The 25,934-nt window shown below is 63.7% G+C and carries 22 protein-coding genes; 10 read left to right on the top strand and 12 right to left on the bottom strand.

Annotated features, from left to right (window positions below):
- Positions 1 to 95: 95 nt before the first annotated feature.
- Both aceB and KHO23_RS06685 read right to left on the bottom strand, forming a co-directional pair.
- On the bottom strand, positions 96 to 1,706 hold the full coding sequence (aceB, locus tag KHO23_RS06680) for a malate synthase A (protein ID WP_211610231.1): 1,611 nt from the start codon (positions 1,704 to 1,706) through the stop codon (positions 96 to 98).
- A gap of 83 nt (positions 1,707 to 1,789) precedes the next feature.
- Entirely contained in the window at positions 1,790 to 2,653 is an 864-nt protein-coding gene (locus KHO23_RS06685; RefSeq protein ID WP_211610232.1) for a (S)-2-haloacid dehalogenase, read from the bottom strand.
- A gap of 150 nt (positions 2,654 to 2,803) precedes the next feature.
- Here KHO23_RS06685 and KHO23_RS06690 point away from each other — a divergent pair, with 150 nt between their 5' ends.
- Both KHO23_RS06690 and KHO23_RS06695 read left to right on the top strand, forming a co-directional pair.
- Positions 2,804 to 3,706: a LysR family transcriptional regulator gene (locus tag KHO23_RS06690; protein ID WP_211610233.1), complete on the top strand. Its 903-nt coding sequence runs from the start codon at positions 2,804 to 2,806 to the stop codon at positions 3,704 to 3,706.
- Positions 3,707 to 3,962: 256 nt separating this feature from the next.
- Complete coding sequence (locus KHO23_RS06695; protein ID WP_063496563.1) at positions 3,963 to 4,397, top strand: universal stress protein; 435 nt, start codon at positions 3,963 to 3,965, stop codon at positions 4,395 to 4,397.
- Between the two features lie 259 nt (positions 4,398 to 4,656).
- Here the strand turns inward: KHO23_RS06695 and aceA are convergent, their stop codons facing one another.
- The 3 genes from aceA to KHO23_RS06710 all read right to left on the bottom strand — a co-directional run bounded on the left by aceA (position 4,657) and on the right by KHO23_RS06710 (position 8,933).
- Complete coding sequence (aceA, locus tag KHO23_RS06700) at positions 4,657 to 5,961, bottom strand: isocitrate lyase (protein ID WP_074283070.1); 1,305 nt, start codon at positions 5,959 to 5,961, stop codon at positions 4,657 to 4,659.
- Positions 5,962 to 6,464: 503 nt separating this feature from the next.
- A complete protein-coding gene (locus tag KHO23_RS06705) occupies positions 6,465 to 8,108 on the bottom strand; it encodes a DEAD/DEAH box helicase (protein ID WP_211610234.1) in 1,644 nt (547 codons plus the stop codon).
- A gap of 555 nt (positions 8,109 to 8,663) precedes the next feature.
- Entirely contained in the window at positions 8,664 to 8,933 is a 270-nt protein-coding gene (locus KHO23_RS06710) for an acyl-CoA-binding protein (protein WP_211610235.1), read from the bottom strand.
- A gap of 161 nt (positions 8,934 to 9,094) precedes the next feature.
- Between KHO23_RS06710 and tsaB the strand changes: the two genes are divergently transcribed.
- Genes tsaB through KHO23_RS06730 form a run of 4 tightly spaced genes read left to right on the top strand, consistent with a single transcriptional unit; the run spans position 9,095 to position 12,594 of the window.
- Positions 9,095 to 9,907 (top strand): tRNA (adenosine(37)-N6)-threonylcarbamoyltransferase complex dimerization subunit type 1 TsaB, encoded by an 813-nt coding sequence (gene tsaB / locus KHO23_RS06715; protein WP_211610236.1) that lies wholly within the window; start codon positions 9,095 to 9,097, stop codon positions 9,905 to 9,907.
- Positions 9,904 to 10,398, top strand: coding sequence for a ribosomal protein S18-alanine N-acetyltransferase (rimI, locus tag KHO23_RS06720; protein ID WP_211610237.1), 495 nt, complete (start codon positions 9,904 to 9,906; stop codon positions 10,396 to 10,398). Before tsaB ends, rimI begins: the two co-directional genes overlap by 4 nt.
- Complete coding sequence (locus KHO23_RS06725) at positions 10,385 to 11,464, top strand: uracil-DNA glycosylase (RefSeq protein WP_211610238.1); 1,080 nt, start codon at positions 10,385 to 10,387, stop codon at positions 11,462 to 11,464. The genes rimI and KHO23_RS06725 overlap by 14 nt, the downstream gene beginning before the upstream one ends.
- Positions 11,461 to 12,594 (top strand): DUF1853 family protein, encoded by a 1,134-nt coding sequence (locus KHO23_RS06730; RefSeq protein WP_211610239.1) that lies wholly within the window; start codon positions 11,461 to 11,463, stop codon positions 12,592 to 12,594. The genes KHO23_RS06725 and KHO23_RS06730 overlap by 4 nt, the downstream gene beginning before the upstream one ends.
- A gap of 61 nt (positions 12,595 to 12,655) precedes the next feature.
- Here KHO23_RS06730 and thiD read toward each other — a convergent pair whose 3' ends face one another.
- Together thiD and lplT are read right to left on the bottom strand one after the other, a co-directional pair.
- Positions 12,656 to 13,462 carry a bifunctional hydroxymethylpyrimidine kinase/phosphomethylpyrimidine kinase gene (thiD, locus tag KHO23_RS06735; RefSeq protein WP_211610240.1) on the bottom strand — a complete coding sequence of 269 codons (807 nt, stop codon included), beginning with the start codon at positions 13,460 to 13,462 and terminating at the stop codon, positions 12,656 to 12,658.
- Positions 13,463 to 13,526: 64 nt separating this feature from the next.
- Complete coding sequence (gene lplT, locus KHO23_RS06740; RefSeq protein ID WP_211610241.1) at positions 13,527 to 14,834, bottom strand: lysophospholipid transporter LplT; 1,308 nt, start codon at positions 14,832 to 14,834, stop codon at positions 13,527 to 13,529.
- A gap of 218 nt (positions 14,835 to 15,052) precedes the next feature.
- Here lplT and alr point away from each other — a divergent pair, with 218 nt between their 5' ends.
- The 3 genes from alr to KHO23_RS06755 all read left to right on the top strand — a co-directional run bounded on the left by alr (position 15,053) and on the right by KHO23_RS06755 (position 18,076).
- The gene (gene alr / locus KHO23_RS06745; RefSeq protein WP_211610242.1) at positions 15,053 to 16,123 is read left to right on the top strand and encodes an alanine racemase; all 1,071 of its coding nucleotides are present in this window, start codon (positions 15,053 to 15,055) and stop codon (positions 16,121 to 16,123) included.
- Between the two features lie 154 nt (positions 16,124 to 16,277).
- Positions 16,278 to 17,654, top strand: coding sequence for a DNA repair protein RadA (gene radA / locus KHO23_RS06750; protein ID WP_211610243.1), 1,377 nt, complete (start codon positions 16,278 to 16,280; stop codon positions 17,652 to 17,654).
- A 143-nt stretch (positions 17,655 to 17,797) separates the two neighbouring features.
- Positions 17,798 to 18,076 carry a DUF2866 domain-containing protein gene (locus KHO23_RS06755; RefSeq protein ID WP_211610244.1) on the top strand — a complete coding sequence of 93 codons (279 nt, stop codon included), beginning with the start codon at positions 17,798 to 17,800 and terminating at the stop codon, positions 18,074 to 18,076.
- A 126-nt stretch (positions 18,077 to 18,202) separates the two neighbouring features.
- On the opposite strand, the gene KHO23_RS06760 is transcribed toward KHO23_RS06755, so the two are convergent.
- Together KHO23_RS06760 and KHO23_RS06765 are read right to left on the bottom strand one after the other, a co-directional pair.
- The gene (locus KHO23_RS06760) at positions 18,203 to 19,255 is read right to left on the bottom strand and encodes a CaiB/BaiF CoA transferase family protein (RefSeq protein WP_211610355.1); all 1,053 of its coding nucleotides are present in this window, start codon (positions 19,253 to 19,255) and stop codon (positions 18,203 to 18,205) included.
- A gap of 193 nt (positions 19,256 to 19,448) precedes the next feature.
- Positions 19,449 to 21,383, bottom strand: coding sequence for an ATP-binding cassette domain-containing protein (locus KHO23_RS06765; RefSeq protein WP_211610245.1), 1,935 nt, complete (start codon positions 21,381 to 21,383; stop codon positions 19,449 to 19,451).
- 135 nt (positions 21,384 to 21,518) lie between these two features.
- Here KHO23_RS06765 and KHO23_RS06770 point away from each other — a divergent pair, with 135 nt between their 5' ends.
- Positions 21,519 to 21,998 (top strand): glutathione peroxidase, encoded by a 480-nt coding sequence (locus KHO23_RS06770; protein WP_211610246.1) that lies wholly within the window; start codon positions 21,519 to 21,521, stop codon positions 21,996 to 21,998.
- Positions 21,999 to 22,073: 75 nt separating this feature from the next.
- Here the strand turns inward: KHO23_RS06770 and cls are convergent, their stop codons facing one another.
- From cls to dapE, 3 genes are all read right to left on the bottom strand, one after another.
- Positions 22,074 to 23,513, bottom strand: a complete 1,440-nt coding sequence (cls, locus tag KHO23_RS06775; RefSeq protein ID WP_211610247.1) for a cardiolipin synthase — start codon at positions 23,511 to 23,513, stop codon at positions 22,074 to 22,076.
- A 227-nt stretch (positions 23,514 to 23,740) separates the two neighbouring features.
- Positions 23,741 to 24,625: a 50S ribosomal protein L3 N(5)-glutamine methyltransferase gene (prmB, locus tag KHO23_RS06780; protein WP_211610248.1), complete on the bottom strand. Its 885-nt coding sequence runs from the start codon at positions 24,623 to 24,625 to the stop codon at positions 23,741 to 23,743.
- A gap of 16 nt (positions 24,626 to 24,641) precedes the next feature.
- A complete protein-coding gene (gene dapE, locus KHO23_RS06785; protein WP_211610249.1) occupies positions 24,642 to 25,781 on the bottom strand; it encodes a succinyl-diaminopimelate desuccinylase in 1,140 nt (379 codons plus the stop codon).
- Positions 25,782 to 25,934 lie beyond the last annotated feature (153 nt).

Consider the following 25,934-nt stretch of genomic DNA (forward strand, 5'->3'; position numbering starts at 1 on the left):
CTTGCGACCCGGGCCGCTCTTTCATCTTGTGTGGCTGGTGAAAGCGGGCCCGGTACGACGTCGTTATTGCTGATGAATGAGGCAGTGCAAGTGCCTCAGATTTCTTCGTAGAGCGGCAGCGTCAGGAAGTCGGTGAATTGCTCCGACGTCGACATCTCGTCGAAAATTTGTGCAGCGCGATCATACGGCTTCGTATCGCCGCCGACTGCCTGCTTCACCTTGTCGAGCTCTTGCGCCGACAACTCGCGCACCAGTTCGGCCGTGACCTTGCGGCCGTCTTCGAGCTTGCCCTTCGGCGAGCGAATCCACTGCCACACCTGCGAGCGCGAGATTTCCGCGGTGGCGGCGTCTTCCATCAGATTGTGAATCGGCACGCAACCATTGCCAGCGAGCCACGAACCCAGGTAGTGAATGCCGACGTTGATGTTGTTGCGCAGACCGCCTTCGGTGATCGGCGCTTCCGGGCGGAAGTCCATCAGGTCGGAGGCCGTGACGAGCACGTCTTCGCGTTGCTTGCCGATCTGATTCGGCTTGTCGCCGAGCACCTTGACGAATTCTTCCATCGCGATCGGCACGAGACCCGGATGGGCGACCCAGCCGCCGTCGTAACCGTCGCCGGCATCGCGTGCCTTGTCCGAGCGCACACCGCCCATGGCCTTTTCGTTCGCCGCCGGATCGTTCTTGATCGGAATCAGCGCGCTCATGCCGCCGATCGCCGGCGCGTTGCGGCGATGGCAGGTCTTCAGCAGCAGCAGCGCGTACGCACGCATGAACGGCGAGGTCATGGTGATCTGCGAGCGGTCGGCGAGACAGAAGTCGCGGTCGCTCTTGAACTTCTTGATTGCCGAGAAGATGTAATCCCAGCGGCCGGCATTCAGACCCGAGCTATGTTCGCGCAGCTCGTACAGGATTTCGTCCATTTCGAACGCGGCGACGATCGTTTCGATCAGCACGGTCGCGCGGATCGTGCCGCGCGGCACGCCGACGGCTTCCTGTGCGGCGAGGAAAATCTCGTTCCACAACCGCGCTTCCAAATGGCTCTCCATCTTCGGCAGATAGAAGTAGGGCGCCGTGCCGCGCGCGACCTGCTCCTTGGCGTTGTGAACCATGAAGAGCGCGAAATCGAAGATGCCGCCCGAGACGCGCTTGCCGTCCACTGTCACATGCTTTTCGTCCAGATGCCAGCCGCGCGGCCGCACGATCAGCGTGGCGACCTTGTCGTTCAGCGTGTACGACTTGCCGTTCTGTTCGAGCGAAATCGTACGGCGCACCGCGTCTTTCAGATTGATGTGGCCGGTAATCTGGTTATCCCAGCTCGGCGCATTCGAATCTTCGAAGTCGGTCATGTACGAATCCGCGCCCGAATTCAGCGCGTTGATGATCATCTTGCGCTCGACCGGTCCGGTAATTTCCACGCGGCGGCATTGCAGATCTTGCGGCAGCGGCGCGATCTTCCAGTCGCCTTCGCGCACGTTCTTCGTTTCGGCGAGAAAATCGGGGCGCTCGCCGGCATCGAGCCGCTTGGTGCGCTCGACACGTGCCTGCAGTAGCGCCTGACGGCGCGGTTCGAACGTGCGATGCAGCGCGGCGACGAGCTCGAGTGCTTCGCGGGTGAGGATCGCTTCGTAGCCCAGCTTGATCTCAGCCGTGATTTCCATGCCCTGAGGCAGCTGCAGCGATGATTGCGATGACAGCGGATTCGCCATGGTTTCTCCTTGGTCGGTCAGATTGCAAAGGTGCAAATGTTGAGGTGCGGTTAAATTGCGTCGTGGGATCCAGGGGGGAGCTGTTATGCGCCAGGGCTGTGGCGCGTACGGCTGCCGCCGGGATTGCCGGTGCTGCCAGTGCCGCTATTGCGGTCGGGCGACGCAAGGGACTTCAAAAAAACGAGCAGATCGTTCATGCCTCCACCCGCGCCATGCGGCGTGACGCCCAGTTCTTCGGCTGGTGCGTTTTGCCGGTTAAGCCAGAAAGTCTTGAAGCCAAACCAGCTCGCGCCTGCCACGTCCCAGCCGTTCGACGACACGAAGACGATTTCGCGCGGTTCTGCATCGAAGGCTTGTGTGCCGAGCGAGTAGGCTGCTGGCGAGGGTTTGTAGGCGCGTACCGTGTCGACGGATAGAACATGGTCGAACAGGCCTGTCATGCCGGCGCTTTTCACGGCGATGTCGAGCATCTGCGGATTGCCGTTCGAGAGGATCGCGAGACCGGGCCTTGCCCTTGCTGCTGTCCCTGCCACGGCTTTGCCGCCCGCGGGCGCAGAGGTGGACCCGGACGACGCCGAAGGCGCGTCGCGCAACTGGCGCAGCGCGGGCACGGCATCGGGAAAAGCGGACAGGCACGCGTATTCGTCCATCAGACGCTTCTCTGCCGCGCGGCCCAGCGTGAGATGCAGTTTCTTGGCGGCGAAGCGCAAGGCGTCGAGCGTGATGTCCCAGAACGGCCGGTAATGCGCGCCGGGTGCGCCGGCCGGATCGGCCAGCGTGCGCAGTTGCGTGTATTCGATCTGTTTTTGGCGCCACAACTGAGAGAGCGCATCGCCGTGGCCGGGGAACATCTGCTCTGCGGCAGCGATCACCGAATGCACGTCGAAAAGCGTGCCGTACGCGTCGAAAATCACTGCTTTAGGGAAAGGTGTCGTTGTGGCCGACATTGCCGTGCACTCCTATCAGAGGTCAGGGTGGATTGTATTAGTGATGATCCACGCTAAAAAAGAGGCTAAAGATCACTTGATCTTTTACTTTCATGCACCTAATCTGACGCGCACCGACCACTTTCCCGCGCATGTGCGGCTCCGCTCCCCATGGACCGTTTCAAGCAGATCGAGACTTTCGTTGCCGTTGCGGCCAAGGGCAGCCTGTCCGCCGCCGCGCTCGCCGAAGGCGTCGCGCCCGCCATCATCGGCCGCCGCATCGATGCGCTCGAAGAGCGCCTCGGCGTCAAATTGCTGGTGCGCACCACGCGCAAGATCACGTTGACCTTTGAAGGCTCGGCGTTTCTCGAGGATTGCCAGCGCGTCATCCACGACATGCAGAATGCCGAGGCCAGCGTGTCGGCAGGGGGCGTGAAGGCGAGCGGCCATTTGCGGCTGTCGGCGCCGGCCGGGTTTGGACGCAGGCATGTTGCGCCCTTGGTGCCCGCGTTCACCGTTGCGCATCCGGACGTGTCCATTACGCTCGACCTGTCCGACCGGCTGGTCGATCTCGTCAACGAGGGGTTCGACTGTGCGGTGCGGCTCGGCGAACTGCCGGATTCGTCGCTGGTGTCGCTCAAGCTCGGGGAGAACCGCCGCGTGTGCGTGGCCTCGCCCTCCTATCTGAACCGGCGTGGATCGCCGCACACGCTGGCCGATCTCGCGCACCACAACTGCCTTGCGCTCGGCGCGAGCGCCAATCAGCAGCGCGGCTGGATGTTCCAGCAGGGCGACAAGGTCGTGTCGATCAAAGTGTCCGGCACCATGGAATGTTCGGACGGTGCCGTGCTGCACGAGTGGTGCCTCGAGGGCTATGGGCTCGCATGGCGCTCGTGGTGGGAGGTCGGCACGGATATCGCGGCGGGCCGGCTGGTTAGCGTGCTCGATGAGTTCGCCGCGCCCCCGATCGGCATCCATGCGGTTTTTCCGCAGCGCCGGCATTTGCCGCTGCGGGTTCGGCTGTTTCTGGACTTTCTCAAGCATACGTACGGCCATCCTGATTACTGGAACTGATGCAGGCTGAGGCGCGGCTCAGATGCAACTCGGGTGCAGCTCAGGTGCAGCTCAGGTACGACTGACGTCCGTCGCCCCTGCCCCCCGCGCAATACCGCCTTGCACAATCGCCGTGCAGCGGGTTTCCGATATGCGGACAGACCCGCACGATGGCTTTCACCGCATTTCTGCGAACTACAATCGATTGGAGCGGCTTTACGCCGAGCCTCGTGGAACGCTGACGCCGCGCTGCGCACAGCCGGCGACGGAGGGCATCATGTTCAGGCACATCCTGGTTCCGACCGATGGTTCAGACCTGTCACGCAAGGCAATCGACGGCGCCATTGACCTCGCGCAGGCCGTCGGCGCTCGCGTCACCGCCTACGCGTGTCTGCCGCAATATCCGTACTCGCCGTTCTCCGACGTGGTCATCGAGCCGCCGGTCGAGTTTCTGCAGCGCAGCGAGCGCGAAGCGCACGTGCACCTAAGAGAAGTGGAACTGGCCGCGCGTCGTGTCGGCGTCGCGTTCGACAGCCGCACCAGCGTGCATCCGGCGCCATATCTCGGCATCATCGAAGCCGCGGAGCAGGGCGGCTGCGACGTGATTTTCATGGCTTCGCATGGGCGGCGCGGTCTTGGCAGCCTGCTGATCGGCAGCGAGACGCAGCGAGTCCTGACCCATACGAAGATTCCAGTGATCGTGTACCGCTGAGGCGCCTACCGGCGATTAGCGTCGCAAACAGGCACGGCATAGCAAAAAAACGCGCCGGCGATGAGGCCGGCGCGTCCCATGTTCGCCGCACAATGCATTGTGCTGGCTTTGTCTGCGCTGCATCCGCCCTCCCAGATTCGAGCCATCAGGGCAACCGGTGTGCGCCTGCCCTGATGGCTTGCTCCTCCCTGACGGCGGCCCTCTAGCGGGGCCGCTTTTTCGTCTGCCTTGCCTTTCCCGCGATCAGACCTCGGGTTACTTAAGCGACCTTCTTGTCGAAGAACTGTTCGTCTTCCGTCGAACCGTGCAGGGCGGTCGTCGATGCGTCGCGCTCGACCGTTTGCGTCACGGCGTCGAAGTAGCCGGTGCCGACTTCGCGCTGGTGCTTGACCGCGGTGAAGCCCTTTTCGGCCGCCGCAAATTCGGCCTGCTGCATTTCGACGAACGCGGTCATCTGGTTGCGGGCATAGCCGTGCGCCAGGTTGAACATCGAGTAGTTCAGCGCGTGGAAGCCGGCCAGCGTGATGAACTGGAACTTGTAGCCCATTGCGCCGAGTTCGCGCTGGAACTTGGCGATGGTTGCGTCGTCCAGGTTCTTCTTCCAGTTGAACGAAGGCGAGCAGTTGTACGACAGCAGTTGATCCGGGAATTCCTTGTGGATCGCGTCAGCGAATTTCTTCGCGAACTCGAGGTCCGGCTTGCCGGTTTCGCACCAGATCATGTCGGCGTACGGTGCGTAGGCGAGGCCACGCGAGATCGCCTGTTCCAGACCCGGCTTCGTGCGATAGAAACCTTCCACCGTGCGTTCGCCCGTCAGGAACGGCTTGTCGTTGTCATCCACATCCGAGGTGATCAGGTCGGCGGCTTCGGCGTCGGTACGAGCCAGTAGCACAGTCGGCGCGCCCGAGACGTCGGCGGCCAGACGCGCGGCAGTCAGCTTCGCGATGTTTTCGCGGGTCGGCACGAGCACCTTGCCGCCCATGTGGCCACACTTCTTCACCGAAGCAAGCTGGTCTTCGAAGTGCACGCCTGCGGCGCCGGCTTCGATCATCGCTTTCATCAGTTCGAATGCGTTCAGCACGCCACCGAAACCGGCTTCCGCGTCGGCCACGATCGGTGCGAAGTAGTCGATATAACCTTCATCGCCCGGATTCTTGCCTTCCGACCATTGGATCTGGTCAGCGCGCGTCAGCGTATTGTTGATGCGCTTCACGACGAGCGGCACCGAGTTCGCCGGATACAGCGACTGGTCCGGGTACATTTCACCGGCCACGTTCGCGTCGCCCGCCACTTGCCAGCCCGACAGATAGATGGCCTTCAGGCCAGCTTTGACCTGTTGCATCGCCTGGTTGCCCGTCAGCGCGCCGAGCGAGTTCACGAACGGCTCGTTGTTGACGCTTTCCCACAGCTTTTCCGCGCCGCGCTTGGCAAGCGTGTGCTCCACTTGCAGCGAACCGCGCAGACGGATGACGTCTTCAGCGGTGTACGTGCGCTTCACGCCTTTCCAGCGCGGATCGGTTTCCCATTGCTGTTGGAGTTGCTTGGCTTGTTGTTCGCGCGACATGGTGTGCTCCTTGGTTGCCATGTAATGGATGGGTGACTCTGTCGACCGGAGTTGGTGCCAAGCACTTACTCTGGTCCTATGCAAGAAACTTGCGGTCCTTGTCGAAGCGGCTGGCCCTTTTAGGCGTTTCGTTTCGTGAAGTCTTGTATAAGAGTCTAGGCAAATCGATGGCGGCGCAATAGTCGCGAAGGAGCGTTTTTCGAATATTAATTGTGTTTAAAAATCAAATGGTTATGTATCACATTTCACATTAAGAAACGCCTTTTTCCATGTTGCAATAGAGTGTGTTGTGCCGTGCAGCACGATTTTTTACGACGCAAAAAAATTTTTCACATCGTGAAATATCGATGATCGCTAAAGTACGGGCGAAAAAAAACCGGCGCCTGAGCACCGGTTTCTTTCGACTGACGGACAGCGTGAAGCCGTCCGGGTCTTTTCAGGCCGCCTTACGTACTGAACGAGCCACGTAAATAGCGTTTGCCTGATGACTGTTGAGTCGCTGCTTAGCTGCCGCGACGCGCCGTACGCGGGCCGTCGTTGCGGCGTGCGCCGTAGCCGCCGTCACGCGAACCGCCGTAGCCTTCACGCGAACCGCCGCCGAAGCCGCCTTCACGCGAACCACCACCAGCCGACTTACCTGCCCAGCCGCCGCCATTGCCGCTACCGCTACCGCTGCGCGAACCGCCGCCGTTACCGGCCGGCTTGCCTGCGCCGCTGCCGCTACCGAAGCGACGGCCACCGCCATTGCCACCGCCCGGACGGCCACGGCCGCCAAAGCCAGGACGGCCACCGCCCGACGGAGCCGACTTGCGCGGCTCGAAGCCTTCGACGACGTTGACCGGCAGCGGGGTGCGCACGAAACGCTCGATGCGCTTCAGCGCGCCTTGTTCCGCGTGGTGCACGAGGCTCACTGCGATACCCGAGCGGCCAGCACGGCCGGTACGGCCGATACGGTGCACGTAGTCTTCAGCGAACTTCGGCAGATCGTAGTTGAACACGTGCGTGATGCCCGGGATGTCGATACCGCGAGCGGCGACGTCCGTTGCCACCAGCACGCGCACACGGCGCTCGCGCAGGGCCTTGATCGTGCGATTACGCGCGCCTTGCGGCAGATCGCCGTGCAGGGCAGCCGATTCGAAACCGGCGTCGGCCAGACGGCCAGCCAGTTGGTCAGCGTCCATCTTGGTTGCCGTGAAGACGATAGCCTGGTCGAGGCCTTCGTCGCGCAGCAGATGGTCGAGCAGACGATCCTTGTGATCGCGGTCGTCCACATAGTGGACGGTTTGCGCGATGTTGGTGCGTTGTTCGAGGCGTTGAACGATCTCGATGCGTTCCGGATCCTTCAGCAGGCGGCCGGTCAACGAACTGATCTTGCCGTCGAGCGTGGCCGAGAAGAGCATGGTTTGACGCGTGGCCGGCGTAGCGGCAACGATCGTCTCGATGTCTTCGATGAAGCCCATGTCGAGCATGCGGTCAGCTTCGTCGAGCACGAGGATCTGCAGTTGCGACAGATCAATACGGCCGCGTTCCAGGTGGTCGATCAGACGGCCCGGCGTAGCAACCAGGATTTCCGGGTTCTTTGCCAGCAGCATCAATTGTTGACCGTAAGCGACGCCGCCCAGAATGCTGACGGTGCGCAGACGCTTGAGGTGCTTGCCGTACGTGGCAGCGGCGGTGGTGACCTGCATCGCGAGTTCGCGGGTCGGCGTCAGAACCAGCATGGTCGGACGGGCAACCGGTTGCGGACGGCGCGTGCGGGCGCCGTCCGCCGGACGCGGCTCGCGCGGCTGGCTGGCTTGTGCTTTTTGCAGTTGCGAGAAACGCTCGATGGCGGGCAGCATGAACGCGGCGGTCTTGCCCGAACCGGTCGGGCTCGAGACCATCAGATCGCGGCCGGCGATGCCAGCGGGGATCGCGCGTTGCTGAACCGGAGTCGGGTTTTGATAACCAGCGGCGGTCAGCGCGGAGACGACATCCGCGGAGAGACCGAGCGACGCGAACGACGGGCCGGTCGGCGCTGCGGCTTCTGCGACGACAGCTTCCGGAGCGGCAGCGACGGCTGCGGCTTGTGCGGGTGCGTCGGCAAGACCGAGGGCTTGATCGGCGATGGCGTTCAACGGGCTGCTGGGGGTATTGCTCGAAGTCATGAGAATCCTTGAAACACAGGGAATTAAAACGTCGGCGCCAATCGGCATACCCAAGTCGTCGGATTCAGCGAGCAAAGAAGCAGCGAGCAAATCGAAAAACGGGGGCAGCTCGCGACAATGAAGGCGAGCTTTTCGTTAGAAGCTGTATCGGATGCGACATGCCAACACGGCGTGCCGCCAGCCTGGGACATGATCGCCCGTAGGGGGCTAGGCAGGAGGGGACAGGTTCTAAACTGGATTGGAGCTAAACGCTACGAGGCGCTGCGCCGCAAAGGCCGCTAGGGGAAAGCCGGGCAAAGCAGTGAAGCGCAGGCCGCATTATATAGAGTTTTGCTGCACTGCGCCACCATTAAGAAGTTTCCTGGCGGAAAACTTTCGTTTGGCTGCGCGAATGGGCTTAAGGCGCTGCCCCACGGGTCTGCCTATGTGGTACCCCATGTAGCGCCCTAAGGAGCAGCCGAGGCGGCCTGCTTTGCCGTGGCCATTCCGAGACGGCGTTCCCGGAATGCCGTCCCGACGGCGGATTTCGCCGTGGGGTCAGACACGCGGGCAGATTCAGGCTGCGGTGCCGCTCTTGAGGCCTTCGATCAGTTCGACATATTGCTGCTTTGCCGCGTCCTGCGCGGTGCCTTTGAGCGCAGCCCATGCGTCGTACTTGTACTTGCCGACGATGTCGGTAAAGCCAGGCTTGTCGCCGTGGACGTCGCCCTCAGTGCCCTGCTTGAAGAGGGCGTAGAGGCGCAGAAGGGTCAGGTTGCCCGGACGCTCGGGCAGTTGCTTTGCATCTTCCTGGGCCTGGACGAATTGCGCGTTGATGTCTGTCATGGTGGTTTTGCCCGGCTGGCGGGGTTGGTTTTGGCTGGGCCGATGATCATAACAACTGCGTGCTGCCGCAGGGCCGAGGGCTTATTCCAAACACCCATCCCCGCCGGGCGGGCACAGCCAAAACCGCATCTGCATGCGCCGTGCCGATTACAATACGGTCCATGACTCAAACTGTGCTTCTTGCCCTCGATACCTCGACCGAATTCTGCTCGGTAGCGCTCCTGTCCGCCGTTGGCGGCGCCGCGAGCCAGGCAGCGGACCCAGGCCGCACCGAACCCAGAATCTGGGCGCGCCACGAGCAAACCGGCGCAGTCTCCAGCACGCGCCTGCTGCCCGCGATTCGCGAACTTTTCGACGAAGCGGGCCTTACGCTAGCGGACTGCCATGCGATCGCATTCGGTTCAGGCCCCGGTTCATTTACCGGTCTTCGCACCGCGACGGGCGTCGCTCAAGGCCTCGCGTTCGGTTTGAACCTGCCGGTCGTGCCGGTCAGCACGCTGCTGGCCTGCGCGGAAAGCGCACGGCTGCGCGATCCGTCGGCGACCCGCGTGCTCGCCGCGCTCGATGCCCGGATGGACGAAATCTATTGGGCCGACTACGCATGGGACCCGGCCCTTGGCGAATGGCGCACGCTTCAGCCGGCGTCGCTCGACGCGCCGGAACGGCTCGTGTTGCCTGACGTCCCCTTCACGCTGGCCGGTAATGCTGCTGCCGCCTTCGGTGCGCGGCTGCCCGCCGTCGCGGCTGCGCAGATCGTCGACAGCGAAGCGCTGCCGCATGCGGTGCCGCTCGCGCACGCGGCGCTGCGCGCGTTTCGCGCCGGCCGCACCGTAGCCGCTGACCAGGCCGCGCCGGAGTACATTCGCGACAAGGTCGCCCAGACCACGGCGGAGCGCATGGCCGAAAAAGCCGCCAAGGCCGAGCAGGCCGCGAGGTTGGCGCACGACGCGCATCAAGGCGAGGGCCGGCAATGAGCGGCGTGTTGCTGGCGGACCGCTACATGTCGCCGATGACCGAAGCCGATCTGGACGAGGTCGCGGCCATTGAAAAGGTCGCCTACGAATTCCCCTGGAGCCGCGGCAATTTTGGCGATTCGCTGCGCAATGGCTATTTCGGCATCTGCCTGCGTCACGTCACGGGCACGCTGATCGGTTATTGCGTGCTGATGCCGGTGGTTGATGAAATGCATCTGCTCAATTTGTGCGTGACGCCCGCCGCGCAAGGCGCCGGTGCGGGGCTCGCGCTGTTGCGAGAAGCGGTGCGCATTACGCGCGCCGAAAAACTCGAAGGCCTTCTGCTCGAAGTGCGGCCGTCGAATCATCGGGCTATCCGACTTTATGAGCGTTTCGGCTTTGCGTCGATCGGCCGGCGCAAAAATTATTATCCGGCGCGGCATCGCAGCCGGGAGGACGCCATCGTGATGCGTTTCTCGTTTGCCATGGAGGGCGCAGATGGCCGTGCATGAATCGGTACTGGAAGAGTTTGGACTTTCTCCGCTGTGGGTGCGGCGCGGCATGTCGGCGGCGTCGGAAACCACGGTTGAAACCGGGGTCGGGCAGGACGCCGGCGCGTTAGCGGATCAGGCGGCGCGGCTCGACGATCCGCGTGTGGCGGCGTGTGACGCGTCGTCGGCTGCACAAGCGCCGGATAGGCGGCAGGTAGCGTCCGTGACGGACACGCCGCGGCCCGCGGCGCCTGCGGGCGAAGCGCGGCAAGCCGATGCCGCGCCAGCGCAGGGCGAGCGTCGCACGCCGCCACCCGCGCAGGAACGGTCGCAGGAGCGGATGCAAGCGCCTGCCGACACACGGCACCCGTCGTCCCAGTCGCGCGCACCCGAGCCACCGGCGTTCGAGTCTCCGCCCGACGACGATTTCGCATGGTTCGACGATCAGCCGGCCCACGCTCCCGTTGAAGCGCGCCACGAGGCGCCCGAGCCCGCCTCGATTCAGACGCTCGACTGGGACGCGTTGAGCGAGCAGGTCGCCACCTGCCGACGCTGCCGTCTGTGCGAGAAGCGTACCAATACGGTATTCGGCGTCGGCGATCGCAATGCCGACTGGATGCTGATCGGCGAAGCACCTGGCGAGAACGAAGATCGCCTCGGCGAACCGTTCGTCGGCCAGGCCGGCAAGCTGCTCGACAATATGCTGCGTTCACTGACGCTCGCGCGCGACAGCAACGTCTATATCGCCAACGTGATCAAGTGCCGCCCGCCTGGCAACCGCAATCCCGAAGCGGACGAAGTCGCACGGTGCGAGCCTTATCTGCAACGGCAGGTCGCGCTGGTCAAGCCGAAGCTGATCGTCGCGCTGGGCCGCTTTGCCGCGCAGAGCCTGCTCAAGACCGAGGCGAGCATTTCGTCCCTGCGCGGCCGCGTGCACGAATATGAAGGGGTGCCGGTAATCGTCACCTATCACCCGGCGTATCTGCTGCGCAGCCTGCCCGACAAGGCGAAGGCCTGGGCAGATCTGTGCCTCGCGCGTGACACGTGGCTCGCGGCGTGCGGCGTGCCGCCCAGCGCGGCAAAGTGACGGACGCAAGCGGGCCGGCGGCGCACCGCGCCGTCGCGCCCGACCCATCCGCTGCGACTCTCGGGAACTTGCTCGATACATTGCGCGTACCGGCAGTGCGCGATCTTGCGTGGTTGCTGCTGAGCGCCGATTTGTTGCGAGCGCAACCACCGGTGGGCGCGCTCGCCCGTCCTTTCGACTCGCCGCAGGAAGCTGCGGCTACAGTCGACTGGCTACGCGCGTTGGAAGCCGATCCGGCCGGCTTGCAGCGTGAGCTCGCCGCGACGCGTATCACCCGTCTTGGCCGTTACGCTGAACGCCTGCTCGGATGGTTCCTGCAAGATGGACCTGCGGCGCGGCTGGTCGCGGCCGGTGTGCCGTTGCGGCGCGCGGGCGTGACGCTCGGCGAATGCGATTTTCTGGTGCAGACGCAGCAGGGCGCGCGCCTGCATTGGGAGTTGGCGGTGAAGTGCTATCTGCATGCGGGCGAAAGCCGCGCACAGCCGGCCGCACGGTCGGTGGCACAGTCGGTGGCAGGACTAGCCGATTACGTCGGCCCGAATCTGAAGGACCGCTTTGATCTGAAGCTCGCGCATGTGCTGAATCATCAACTGCCGTTGAGCGCGCGTGAAGAGTTCGCATCGGTCGGCTATGCAGGGCCGTGGACGCCGCAGATGTTCATCAAGGGCTGGCTGTTCTACCGCGCGGGCGAAACGCCCGCCGATCCTGTCGAACTCGATCCGTCGCACGGACGGGGCTGGTGGGTCACGCGCGACGACTGGCCGGATTTTGCCGCCGCGCATGCGCAGACCTGGCGCGCGCTGCCACGGCTGGAATGGCTTGCACCGCGACGACACGAGCCAGGTGCCGCGAGTGCAGTAGGTGCAGTAGGTGGTGCAGTAGGTGACGCGGGTGCCGTGGGCACACCAGGTGAGTCGGAAGGCGCGGGATTCGCTTTTGTCGATGCCCGAACGCTCGCCGCGCAAACCTCACATCAGCACGGACCGACGATGGTCGCGGCGTTCGTCGATGACAGCGCAGGTAACCGTATCGAACGTTCGCGTGGCTTTATCGTGCCCAACGAATGGCCTGAGCTGGCGCAGGCCTACGCGCGGCAATCGCGCGAACAATCGCGCGGGCGCAAGCAATAGCGGCGTGGAGCCGTGCAACGCAGCGGCCAGGACCGTGGCGATGCCGAGGCGCCTGTGTCTCTCACCACCACCGGTAAAAATGATGCACCGGCCCAACGCCGCTGCCGACGTCGAGCCGATCGCTCGCCTGCAACGCGCCGGTCAGATACAGCTTGGCGTCGGCGACCGCGCTCGCCAGATCGGCGCGCTGCGGAATCAGTGCCGCGATCGCCGACGACAGCGTGCAGCCCGTCCCATGCGTATTCTTCACCGGCACGCGCGGGCCGCCGAGGCGTAGCGTGCCGCTATCCTGGACGAGCCAGTCGGGACTGTCCGCCGCGCTCAAATGGCCACCCTTCATCAGCACCGCCCGTGCGCCAAGCGCACGCAGCGCTTCGCCTTGTTCGACCATGCCGGCTTCGTCGGTGGCGGCTTCTACGCCTAGCAGGGCTGCAGCCTCCGGCAGATTGGGCGTCAGCAGATCGGCGAGCGGCAGCAGTTCGTCACGTACGGCCGCAACCGCATCGGGCAGCAGCAGCGCGTGATTGCTCTTCGAGATCATCACCGTGTCGAGCACGATGTGCTTCGGCTTGTGCCGCCGCAGCGCCTCGGCGACCGCGCGCGCGATCTGCGCATTTGCCAGCATGCCGATCTTCACGGCATCGATACGGATATCGTCGAACACGGCATCGAGTTGCGCGGTAATGAAGGCCGGCTCAGGCGTATGAATCGCCGTGACGCCGCGCGTGTTCTGCGCGGTGAGCGCGGTGATCACGCTCGCGCCGTAGGCGCCGAGCGCCGAGAAAGCCTTCAGATCGGCCTGAATGCCGGCGCCGCCGCCGGAATCGGAACCGGCGATCGTCAGCACATTGGGAATGGGTTGAGTCATGGCAACGCGAGGAAAGGGGGAAGGCGCGGGCAGCGCCGGCAGTAAGTGCGGTGCCCGCCGCGGGTCAGTGCTTGGCTTCGCCGATCAGCGCGACCGAGTCGAACGCACGTTGGTTCGCCTGGTGGCGCCGCATCACGAGCCACATCATCAGGCAGACGAAGGTGCCGAATAGCACGATCACCGCCGAGACCGGCACGTCGAGCCAGACCAGCACGGCGTACAGGCACAGCATCACGAGCACCGAGAGATTTTCGTTGAAGTTCTGCACGGCGATCGAGTGACCCGCCGACAGCAGCACGTGGCCGCGATGCTGGAGCAGCGCATTCATCGGCACGACGAAAAAGCCCGACAGGCCGCCCACGATCATCAGGAAAATATACGCGACGATCAGATAGCCCGGCACATGCACACGGCCAAAATACAGACCCCAATGCGTGGGGAACAGATCGCGTGTGTAAAAGGCCATCAGCATCACGGCGATACCCATCATGATGCCCACCGGAAGCACCGACAGCGATTTCTTCAATGGCACGCGCGAGGCCGCGAAAATCGCGCCGGCCGCTACGCCCACTGCGACCACCGCCTGCAGAATCGCGGCTTCCGACAGCGACATGTTCAGCGACACTTCGGCCCATTTCAGCACGATGAATTGCAGTGTCGCGCCGGCACCCCAAAAAAGCGTGGTGACGGCGAGCGAGATCTGGCCGAGCTTGTCACGCCACAGCACGAGAAAGCAGTCGGCGAAATCGGTGATCAGCTTGATCGGGCCGCGTTCCTGTTTCGGATAGCGCGCGCCGGTGTCGGGAATGCGCAGATTGAACAGCGCGGCGATCACGTAAATTGCCATGATCACCAGCATCGCCGCTTCAGCGGGCGTGTTGACCGTGGGGATGTGATGCCTGAGGATCGGGGCGGCGATATGCGGGCTGATGAGCGCGCCGCCTAGCACGGTGCCGAGAATGATCGAGCCGACCGTGGTGCCTTCGATCCAGCCGTTCGCCGCGACCAGCCGGTCAGGCGGCAGCAGTTCGGTAAGAATGCCATACTTGGCGGGCGAGTAGGCCGCCGCGCCGAAACCCACGATGCCATAGGCGATCAACGGGTGCGCGCCGACCAGCATCGTGACGCAGCCGACTACCTTGATGGTGTTGGTGACGAACATCACGCGCCCTTTCGGACGGGAGTCGGCAAAGGCGCCCACGAAGGCGGCCAGAACGACGTACGACAGCACAAAGAACAGCTTGAGCAGCGGCGTCATCCAGTTCGGGGCGTGGAGATCTTTCAGCAGTGCGATAGCAGCGATCAGAAGCGCATTGTCGGCCAGCGACGAAAAAAACTGCGCGGCCATGATGGTGTAAAAACCTTTTTTCATCTGATGCGATGCTGTCCTCGCTGCGGTCTATCCGCCCCGGCCGTGTGCAAAGCGTCCGGGCTTATGCCGTTCGAAATGGGTTGTGCGCACGGCTTTATATCACGAAAATAGCTGGATTCGGACTAGCAAAATCCTTGACCGCACCGCCCAGCGGGCTGCCGAGCACTGAAAACGCCCTGTAAGCTCCTGATTCGCAAGCGTCTTTACGAAAATTACCTATGCCGCGCCCGCTCTCAGCCACGATTCATACTGCCGCACTCGCCAATAATCTCGCCGTCGCCCGGCGTTACGCACCGAAATCCAAGATCTGGGCCGTCGTCAAGGCGAATGCATACGGACACGGCCTCGCGCGCGCTTTTCCCGGTTTGCGCGCAACCGACGGTTTTGGTCTGCTGGACCTCGAAGAAGCCGTGAAACTGCGTGAATTGGGCTGGGCCGGGCCGATTCTGTTGCTCGAAGGCTTCTTCCGTCCAACCGATATCGACGTGATCGACCGCTACAGCCTGACCACGGCGCTGCACTCGGACGAACAGTTGCGCATGCTCGAGATGGCGCGCCTGTCCAAGCCCGTCAATATCCAGTTGAAGATGAACACCGGCATGAACCGCCTCGGTTACACGGTGGAAAAATTCCGCTCCGCGTGGGAGCGTGCGCGGGCCTGCCAGGGCGTCGGCCAGATCACGCTGATGACCCATTTCTCGGATGCCGATGGCGAACGCGGCGTCACCCATCAAATGGAAGCGTTCGAGCGCGGCGCGCAAGGCATTGCCGGCGCGCGCAGCCTCTCGAATTCGGCGGCGACGCTGTGGCATCCCGCAGCGCACTTCGACTGGGTGCGCCCGGGCATCATGCTGTATGGTGCGTCGCCCTCGGGCGTGACGGCCGCGATCGCAGGCACCGGCCTGCAACCGGCCATGACGCTTGCCTCCGAACTGATCGCCGTGCAGACGCTCGTCGAAGGCAATACGGTCGGCTATGGTTCGGCGTTCAAGGCGCGCGCGTCGATGCGGATCGGCGTGGTGGCCTGCGGCTACGCGGACGGTTATCCGCGGGTCGCGCCGGAAGGCACGCCGGTGATCGTCGACGGCGTGCGTACGCGGATTGTCGGCCGGGTGTCGATGGACATGCTGACCGTCGACCTGACGCCGATCCCGACGGCCAACGTCGGCTCGCGAGTCGAGCTGTGGGGCACATCGCTGCCGATCGACGACGTCGCGCAGGCGTGCGGCACGATCGGCTACGAGCTGATGTGCGCAGTGGCGCCGCGCGTGCCAGTGCGTGCGGAGTAAAGCGGGGCGCTGACAGGCCGGGAGAGCACCTTCGATGGCGGCCTCGATGGCGGTTGTTGCGCGGCGGGATCCCCATGACGGTCGAAGCGAGCTCCTCGATGAGGAGCCTCTGCGAGCGTATGAATTCAAAGAACAGCAACACAGGCAAGGGCGCGTGGCTAAACAGAAGACGTTGTACATCTGCAGTGAATGCGGCGGCCAATCGCCGAAGTGGGCCGGACAGTGCCCGTCATGCAATGCGTGGAACACGCTGGTGGAGTCGGTCGCGGAGACGCCCTCCACGCATCGCTTCCAGTCGCTCGCAAAGAGCGCACCGGTGCGGCGTCTTGCCGATATCGATGCGTCCGACGTGCCGCGCTTTTCGACCGGTGTGAGCGAGTTCGACCGCGTGCTGGGCGGCGGTCTCGTGCCGGGTGGCGTGGTACTGATCGGCGGGGACCCAGGCATCGGCAAATCGACGCTGCTGCTGCAGTCGCTTGCGGAAATTGCCGCGGACAAACGCGCGCTTTATATCAGCGGCGAAGAGTCGGCCGCGCAGATCGCGTTGCGCGCGCAACGACTTTCGTTGCTGGAGCCTGGCTCGAAGGCGAGCGAGCTGCAACTGCTGGCGGAAATCCAGCTCGAGAAAATTCAGGCGACGATCGCCGAGCAGCGGCCGGACGTCGCGGTGATCGATTCGATTCAAACCGTTTATTCCGACGCGCTGACCTCCGCACCCGGTTCGGTCGCGCAGGTGCGCGAGTGCGCGGCGCAATTGACGCGCATCGCCAAACAGTCGGGTACCACGATCATCATGGTCGGCCACGTGACCAAGGAAGGGGCGCTCGCCGGGCCGCGCGTGCTGGAGCACATCGTCGATACGGTGCTGTACTTCGAGGGCGACACGCATTCGTCGTTCCGGTTGGTGCGCGCGATCAAGAACCGCTTCGGCGCGGTCAACGAACTCGGCGTGTTCGCGATGACCGAGCGCGGCCTGCGCGGTGTCGCCAATCCGTCGGCGTTGTTTTTGTCGCAGCACGAGCAGTCCGTGCCGGGGTCCTGCGTGCTGGTGACGCAGGAAGGCACGCGGCCGCTGCTGGTCGAAGTGCAGGCGCTGGTCGACGCGGCCAACGCGCCGAATCCACGGCGCCTGGCAGTGGGGCTGGAACAGAACCGTCTGGCGATGCTGCTGGCGGTGCTGCATCGGCACGCCGGCATCGCCTGTTTCGACCAGGACGTGTTCCTTAACGCGGTGGGTGGCGTGAAGATTACCGAGCCCGCGGCCGACCTGGCCGTGCTGCTCGCGATTCATTCTTCAATGCGCAACAAGCCGCTGCCCAAGGGGCTGGTCGTATTCGGCGAAGTGGGCCTCGCCGGCGAAATCCGGCCATCGCCGCGCGGTCAGGATCGTCTCAAGGAAGCAGCCAAACTGGGCTTTTCGGTCGCTGTCATTCCGAAGGCCAATGCACCCAAACAGCCGATTGAAGGCTTACAGGTTGTTGCCGTTGAAAGGATCGAGCAGGCCATCGACCAGGTCCGCACGCTCGAATAGACGGGGCTCCGGCGACTGTGGGCGCTGTCGCCGCCGTAATGCGCGGTAAATATCTCCATATTGGCTGTAACCTACCCGACATTCCTTTTTCCTAAGCTGCGAAGGTATTGCATCTCCTGTGATGCCGGAAAAAGGATCGCGCCTTGAAACAGTCATATGAAACCGCGCACGAGCGGCCGATGCAGGTGCGCGGCTGCCGTGTCTCCGAGCCCATTCGCCAGCCGTGGGGCGGCGCTTGCCGGATTGTCGAGTGGATCGATACGACCGGGCAGATTTCGCGCCGGGTGGTGGCCGAAGACGTCACGGCTGCCGAAGTGCGCGCGACAATCAGCCGTCACGTGGAAGGCCGCAAGCATTTCCTGTACGACGACGAAAAAACGCCGCGCCAGGTTTTGCCGCGGCAGACGGCGGTGCGGCGCTGAGGTTTCAGGGCGGTGGGGGCATGAGACCGCGCCGCAGCGTGTCTGGCCAAATCTGAGCTTGGCCTTTGCTCAACCTTAGCCGCGTTTCAGTGGCGCGTGACTGGTGTGGCCACCTTAGTCTCCAGCTTAGTCCCCAGCTTCGTCTCCGTTCTGGTCTTCGCCCATCGCGGCGTACGGTTGCAGGTTGAACAGCGGATGCCGCGCGGCTTCCGCCGGGGTCAGCACCGGCGAGACGCAGCAGTCTAGCGATTCCAGCAGCAACACCCATTCCTCCAGCGGACGCTTGCCGATCAGGCCGGCCAACTCCTGCGTCAGCGCGGCGGCGTCCGGGCCGCCGATCGCCTGGCCGAGGCTCCAGTGACGCGTCGCCCATTCGGGGCGGTCCAGCGCCATGCACAGCGTTTCCCAGAATTTGAGTTCGAGCGCGCCGACCGCGAGCCAGCGGTTGTCGAGCGTCCGATACAGGTTGTAGCAGGGCACGCCGCCGTTCAGCAGACCGGCGCCGGCGGCCCGCGCGGCACCCTCATTGGCGAGCGTTACTTGCGCGACGACATTGTGCGCATGCGTGGCATGCGTCATGGATACGTCGACGAAGCGGCCGGCGCCACCGCGCGACACGTGCCACAACGCGGCGAGAATTTGCGTCACGGCGCTTAACGCGCCGCCGAGCAGGTCGGCGATCTGGAAATTCGGCAGGATCGGCGCGCCGTCGCGGCCCGCCAGTTGATCGAGCACGCCCGCGTAGCTGATGTAATTCAGATCGTGACCGGGATGGTCGACAAACGGACCGCTCGCACCGTAACCACTGATCGCGCAGTAGACCAGCCTGGGATTGACCGCACGCAGGGTTTCGTAACCGACACCGAGGCGTTCCATCACGCCGGGCCGGAAACTCTCGATCAGCACATCCGCTTCGGCCGCGAGTGCGCGTAACACGTTGCGTCCCGCTTCCGATTTGAGGTCGAGGCGCGTTTCGCGCTTGCCGCGATTGACCAGCCGGTAAAACGCGCCAGGGCGGCCTGCCACGCGGTCGCTCGACGACTGCATCATGGTGCGGGTGGGGTCGCCCGCGCCGGGCGCCTCAATCTTCAGCACGTCGGCGCCGAGTTCTGCAAGTCGCAGAGCGGCAACCGGACCCGGCAGCAGCCGGGTCAGGTCCAGCACACGCAGGCCCTGCAGCGGAGCAGGCGCTGCCACTGGCGAGGACGCAACTGATGGCGCGGCTGAAGACGCAGACGAGGACGCAGACGAGGACGCAGACGAGGACGCAGACAAGGACTCAGGTAACGGCTCAGATGAGGACGCGGACGGGCTCACGGGTGACAAGGACTACCTCCGATCGATGCCGGCGCGGTTCGGGAACAGCCTGCCGCTAGCCGATTTGTTCGAGTTCCTCATGAGTCTCGAGCCATTCGGCTTCGAGCGTTTCGAGGCGCGCGTTCACATCTGCCTGACGGCGGATCGCCTCCGTCAGTTTGCTCTTCTGCCCGGGCTCGTAACTGGCCAGATCGACGACGAACGTTTCGAGCGTCGCCTTTTCCGCGTTGAGCGCGTCCATTTCCTTTTCGATCTTCGTGATGCGGCTTTGCAGCGGCTTTTTCAGGTGCGCGAGCTTCTGGCGCGTTTCCGCTTCGAGGCGGCGTTGCTCCTTGCGATTGACGCCATTGTCCGCGCTATCCGCGCCGCTCGACGTCGTGCCCGCCTTGAGCGCCACACGTTGTTCCGCGGCATGTTGAAGCAGCCAGTCGCGGTAGTCGTCGAGATCGCCGTCGAACTCCTGCAGACGGTGCTTCGCGACCAGCATGAATACGTCGGTGGTGGCGCGCAGCAGGTGCCGGTCGTGCGACACCAGAATCAGCGTGCCCTCGAATTGCGCGAGCGCCATAGTCAGCGCATGACGCGTTTCGAGATCCAGGTGATTGGTCGGCTCGTCGAGCAGCAGCAGATTCGGCTTTTGCCAGATAATCAGTGCGAGTGCCAGACGTGCTTTTTCGCCGCCCGAGAAGGGCGCGATTTTCGCCGTCGCCATCTCGCCGGAAAAGTTGAAACTGCCGAGGAAGTCGCGCAATTCCTGCTCGCGCGTATCGGGCGCAAGACGCGCCAGATGCTGAAGCGGGGTATCGTCCGGACGCAGGGTTTCAAGCTGATGCTGCGCGAAGTAGCCGATGCGCAGTCCCTTGCCTTCGCGCACATGGCCGCCGAGGGCTTCGAGCGTGCCGGCGAGCGTTTTGATCAGCGTCGATTTGCCCTGACCGTTCGCGCCAAGCAGGCCGATGCGCTGACCGTTCTGGATCGACAGCATCACATGGTCGACGATGGGAATTTCGCCGTCTTCGCCGTGATAGCCGCAGCGCACGTCTTCCATCACCATCATCGGATTCGGTGCGGAATCGGGTGTGCGGAATTCGAACGTGAACGGCGAGGACGCATGCGCCGGCGCGATCATTTCCATCTTCTCGAGCGCTTTCACGCGGCTCTGCGCCTGACGCGCCTTGGTGGCCTGCGCCTTGAACCGGTTGATGTAGCTCTGCAGATGCTCGACCGTGCGCTGCTGCTTCTCATACGCACTTTGCTGCAACGCGATTTGTTGCGCGCGCAGGATTTCGAACTGCGAATAGTTGCCGCCGTAACGCTTGATCTGCTGATATTCCAGATGCAGCGTGACGTTGCAGACGGAATCGAGAAATTCGCGGTCGTGCGAGATCACGATCAGCGTGCCCGGATAACGGTGCAGCCAGTCTTCGAGCCAGACGATCGCGTCGAGATCCAGGTGGTTGGTCGGTTCGTCGAGCAGCAGCAGGTCGGAGCGGCACATCAGCGCTTGCGCCAGATTCAGTCGCATGCGCCAGCCGCCGGAGAAACTGCTGACCGGCTCGCGCGTTTGTTCGAGCGTGAAGCCGAGGCCGAGCAGCAAAGCTTCGGCGCGGGCCGGCGCGGTGTAGCCGTCGGCGTCCGCGAACGCGGCGTGCGCTTCGCCTTCGGCGGCGCCGTCATGCGCGGCCGAGGCTTCGGCGATGCGTGCTTCGATGGTGCGCAAGGCGGCGTCGCCGTCGAGCGTGTAGGCGAGGGCGGTCTTGTCCGCGGCGGGCGTTTCCTGCGCGACGTGGGCGATCTGCCAGGTCGGCGGGATCGAAAAATCGCCGCCGTCCGCATGCAGTTCGCCGAGCAGCACGGCAAACAGCGTCGACTTGCCCGCGCCGTTCGCCCCCACCAGGCCTGCCTTCTCGCCTGGGTTGAGGGTGAACGTGGTGTTTTCAAAGAGCGGCTTGGTGCCGCGCGCAAGGCTGAACTGGTTAAAGCGGATCACGAAGAGGCCGGCTGAAGAAAAACGCTATTTTAGACCGCCGGGGCTGACACCGGGCGCTCAGCCGGGATCGGCCATTCGGCCGACTGTACCGGCGAGGCTTTTGGCATAGACTGACGGCTTTCACGGGGAGAGCACATGACATCGATTTATTCGTTTTCTGCACGTACGCTCGGCGGCGAGGAAGTGAGCCTCGAGCGCTATCAAGGCAAGGTCTTGCTGATCGTCAATACGGCGAGCGAATGCGGGTTCACGCCGCAGTATGCCGGCCTGCAAAAGGTCTATGACACCTATGCTGCGCGCGGACTCGCGGTGCTCGGTTTTCCGTGCAACCAGTTCGGCAAGCAGGAACCGGGTGACGCTGCGCAGATCGGCAGCTTCTGCGAAAAGAACTACGGCGTGACCTTTCCGATGTTCGACAAGATCGACGTGAACGGTGCCAACGCGCATCCGCTGTTCCGCTTTCTGACGGGCGAGGCGCCAGGCTTGCTGGGCCTCGAAGCGATCAAATGGAACTTCACCAAGTTCCTGATCGGCCGCGACGGCAAAGTGGTGAAGCGCTATGCGCCGCTGACCAAGCCCGAGGCGATTGTCGAGGACGTCGAAAAGCTGCTGTAAAACGCAGCAACGCAGCAAGGCAGCAACGCAGCAAGGCGGCACGCGAAGTCGGCAGCGGCCGGGACGCGGCTGCCGCTACAGGATCGGCGAGAACAACCGCGCCACGTGCATCAGCACGCGCCGCAGCGCGCCCGCTTTGCGATACTCGGTGCGGTCGATTTCGAGCGACTCCGCGAAGTCCTTGAGCAGCATGGCTTCGACCTCTTTGGCGAAGCCGCGGTCCACAGTGAGCACCATGATCTCGAAGTTCAGGCGGAACGAACGGTTGTCGAGATTCGCGCTGCCGATTGCCGCCGCGACGCTGTCGATCAGCACGACCTTCTGATGCAGGAAACCCGGCTGGTAGCGGAACATCCGGATGCCCGCGCGCAGCGAGTCGTATGCATACAGTTTCGAGGCGGCGAACACCACACGATGATCGCGCCGGCACGGAATCAGAATGCGCACATCCACGCCGCGCAACACCGCCAGTCGCAGCGCGGCGAAAACGGCTTCGTCGGGCACAAGATAAGGCGTCGTGATCCAGATCCGCTCGCGAGCCGCGTTGATCGCCTCCACGAAGAAGAGCGAGCAGGTCTCCTGCTTGTCGGCCGGGCCGCTCGGCACGACGAGACAGTGCATGCCCTGGTCGGCCGGCTCGGCGGCCGGCATGGCGAACTCGGGCAACTCCTGGGTCGCCCAGTGCCAGTCTTCGGTGAACACGAACTGGATGCTGGCGACGGCCGGGCCGCGCACTTCGATATGCGTATCGCGCCACGGCGATAGCGGCGGCTTGCTGCCGAGATATTCGACACCGACGTTGTGTCCGCCGACAAACGCGCGCTCACCGTCCACCGAGACGATTTTGCGGTGATTGCGGAAGTTCAACTGCAGTCGATTGACGAAGCGGCGATTGGTGGCGAACGGGTGCGTCTCCACGCCGGCCGCGCGCAGCGCCGCCACGTAGCGGTGGGGCAGATCGAAACTGCCGATGCTGTCGTACAGAAAGTAGACGCGCACGCCTTGCTGCGCTTTCGCGATCAGTGCGTCTTTGAGCATTTCGCCGAGCGCGTCGTCGCGCACGATGAAGAACTGCACGATCACGTAATTGCGTGCGCCTTCGATCGCTTCGAAGATCGCTTCGAAAGTCGCGGCTCCGTTCACGAGCGTGCGCACGGAATTGCCTGGCAGGAACGGCATGCCACTCAGGCGCGTAAGCGAGTGCACAAGCCTGGCGCCCAGCTCCTGCGTGGGCAGTCCTGCGGAAGAGGCCCGCGTATCCCATTCCCGAGGATGGGCGCGTGTGCGCAGCAATTCGTTTTCGATGCGGCGAGCGTCCGCGTAACCCTGGAATTTGCTGCGGCCGAGAAACAGGTAGGGCACCAGCGTCAGATACGGCATGGCGACCAGCGACACGGCCCATGCGATCGCGCCTTGCGACGTGCGGGTGTACAGAATCGCGTGGCACGCCGCAACCACGCCGAGAATATGGGCGAGGGCGACCAGCGGGCCGACATGAAGCAGGTCGAATTCCATAGGCAGGCGAAGGGTTGGCAGAGCGCCGCCGCGGCTGCCTGACGGCGCCGCGGACAGCAGACCGCGCCCATCTTACCGAACGTGAGTGCGTTGAGGTGGCCTGACTCACGGGCCAGAGGCAGAAGACACGTGGGCGGCCCCCGGATAATTCACAGGCGACCCACGGACGAAGCGCGCCGCAAGCACTGAATGCCTGCCGCACGCCTCGAGGATCCAGCAAGAAAACGTCAGACTGGCAGATCCGCGGCCTGGATCAGGAACACGTTGTCGTCGCCGGCACTCGTCGACAGCCACACCAGATCGAGACCGCCGAATGCCGCTTCGACGTTCGCGCGCTCGTTACCGATCTCGACCACCAGCACGCCGTCTTCGGTCAGCCAGTTGCGTGCTTCGGCGATGATCCGGCGCACGATATCCATGCCGTCCGCGCCGCCTGCCAGAGCCATGTCGGGCTCGTGCTTGTATTCGGCGGGCAGTTCCTTCATCGAGGCGGCGTTCACATACGGCGGATTGCTGATGATCACGTCGTAGCGGCGCTCGGCGAGCGGCGCGTACAGATCGCCTTCGAAGAGGGCGACGCGGTCGTCGAGCCGGTAATCCGTCACGTTGCGTGTGGCGACTTCCAGCGCGGGTGCGGAGAGATCGACTGCGTCGATATCCGCATTCGGGAATGCGTGCGCCGCGAGGATCGCGAGGCAGCCGGAGCCCGTGCACAGTTCCAGCACGGCGGCCACCTGTTCGGGATCTTCGACGTACGGTTGCAGGCCGTCCTGCAGCAACTCGCCGATGAACGAGCGCGGCACGATCACGCGTTCATCCACGTAGAAGCGGAAGCCGTGCATCCACGCTTCCTGCGTGATGTAGGCCGCCGGCACGCGCAGACCGGCGCGGCGCTCGATCACGTTCAGTACGGCGTCGATTTCTGCGGCGGAGAGACGCGCGTCGAGGAATGGCTCCAGCAGATCGAGCGGCAGGTGCAGCGTCTGCAGGATCAGATAGGCGGCTTCGTCGTAGGCGTTGGCCGAGCCGTGGCCGAACGACAACTCGGCCTGATTGAAGCGCGACACCGCAAAACGCAGCAGGTCGCGGACAGTTGAAAACGGGAGCGTCATCGCGGAAATTCCTTGGTCAGGCGATCAGTTGTTCGAGCACGCGGCGATACACGTTCTTCAGCGGCTCGATGTGTGCGACTTCGATATGTTCGTCGATCTTGTGGATGCTGGCGTTCAGCGGACCGAATTCGATCACCTGCTCGCAGATGCGGGCAATGAAGCGGCCATCCGAAGTGCCGCCGGTGGTCGACAGTTCTGCCGTGACGCCGGTTTCGTCCTTGATCGCCTGAGCCAGCGCGTTCGACAGATCGCCGCGCGGCGTGAGGAACGGCAGGCCGCTCACGGTCCATTGCAGGTCGTATTCGAGATTGTGCTTGTCGAGGATCGCGTGGACGCGAGCCTGCAGGCCTTCCACCGTGCTGGCCGTGGAGAAGCGGAAATTGAACATCACATCCGCATGGCCGGGAATCACGTTCGTCGCGCCGGTGCCGCTATGGAGGTTCGACACCTGCCAGGTGGTGGGCGGGAAGTACTCGTTGCCGTCGTCCCAGCTTTCGGCAACCAGCTCGGCCAACGCGGGCGCGAGCAGATGCACCGGGTTTTTCGCCAGATGCGGGTAGGCGATATGGCCTTGCACGCCCTTGACGATCAGCTTGCCCGACATTGAACCGCGACGGCCATTCTTGACCATATCGCCGAACTGCGCGCTTGAGGTCGGTTCGCCGACGAGGCAGTAGTCCATGCGCTCGCCGCGCGCCTGCAGCGCTTCGACGACCTTGACGGTGCCGTCGGTAGCGGGGCCTTCTTCGTCGCTCGTAATCAGGAAAGCGATCGAGCCGCGATGCGCGGGGTGCGCCGCGACGAACTCCTCGCTTGCCACCACGAAGCCGGCGATCGAGGCCTTCATGTCCGCCGCACCGCGGCCGTAGAGCTTGCCGTCACGATGGGTCGGCTCGAACGGCGCCGAGTGCCATTGTTCGAGCGGCCCGGTCGGTACGACGTCCGTGTGGCCGGCGAATGCGAGCAGCTTGCCGCGCGTGCCGTCGGCGCCGCGTTTGACGGCCCACAGGTTGGTCACGCCGTTCGATTCGATCGTCTCGTGCTCGAAGCCGAGCGCGGACAGGCGTTCGATCAGCAGGCGCTGGCAATGCTGGTCGTCGGGCGTGACAGAGGCGCGCGCGATCAGTTGTTCGGTAAGGGCGAGGGTGCCGGACATGGATTCAGTACAAGCCACTTTGAAATGAAAAAATGCCGGCTGGCGGTTGGACACCGCAGCCGGCAACAGCTTTTTTAAGCAACGCGGCGAGGCCACGTTTTACTGCTTGTTGCGTTCGATTTTTGCTTCCAACCCTGGGCGTTAGGCTTCAGA

It is taken from the genome of Paraburkholderia haematera (assembly GCF_905220975.1).
GTDB classification, from domain to species: Bacteria; Pseudomonadota; Gammaproteobacteria; order Burkholderiales; family Burkholderiaceae; genus Paraburkholderia; species Paraburkholderia haematera.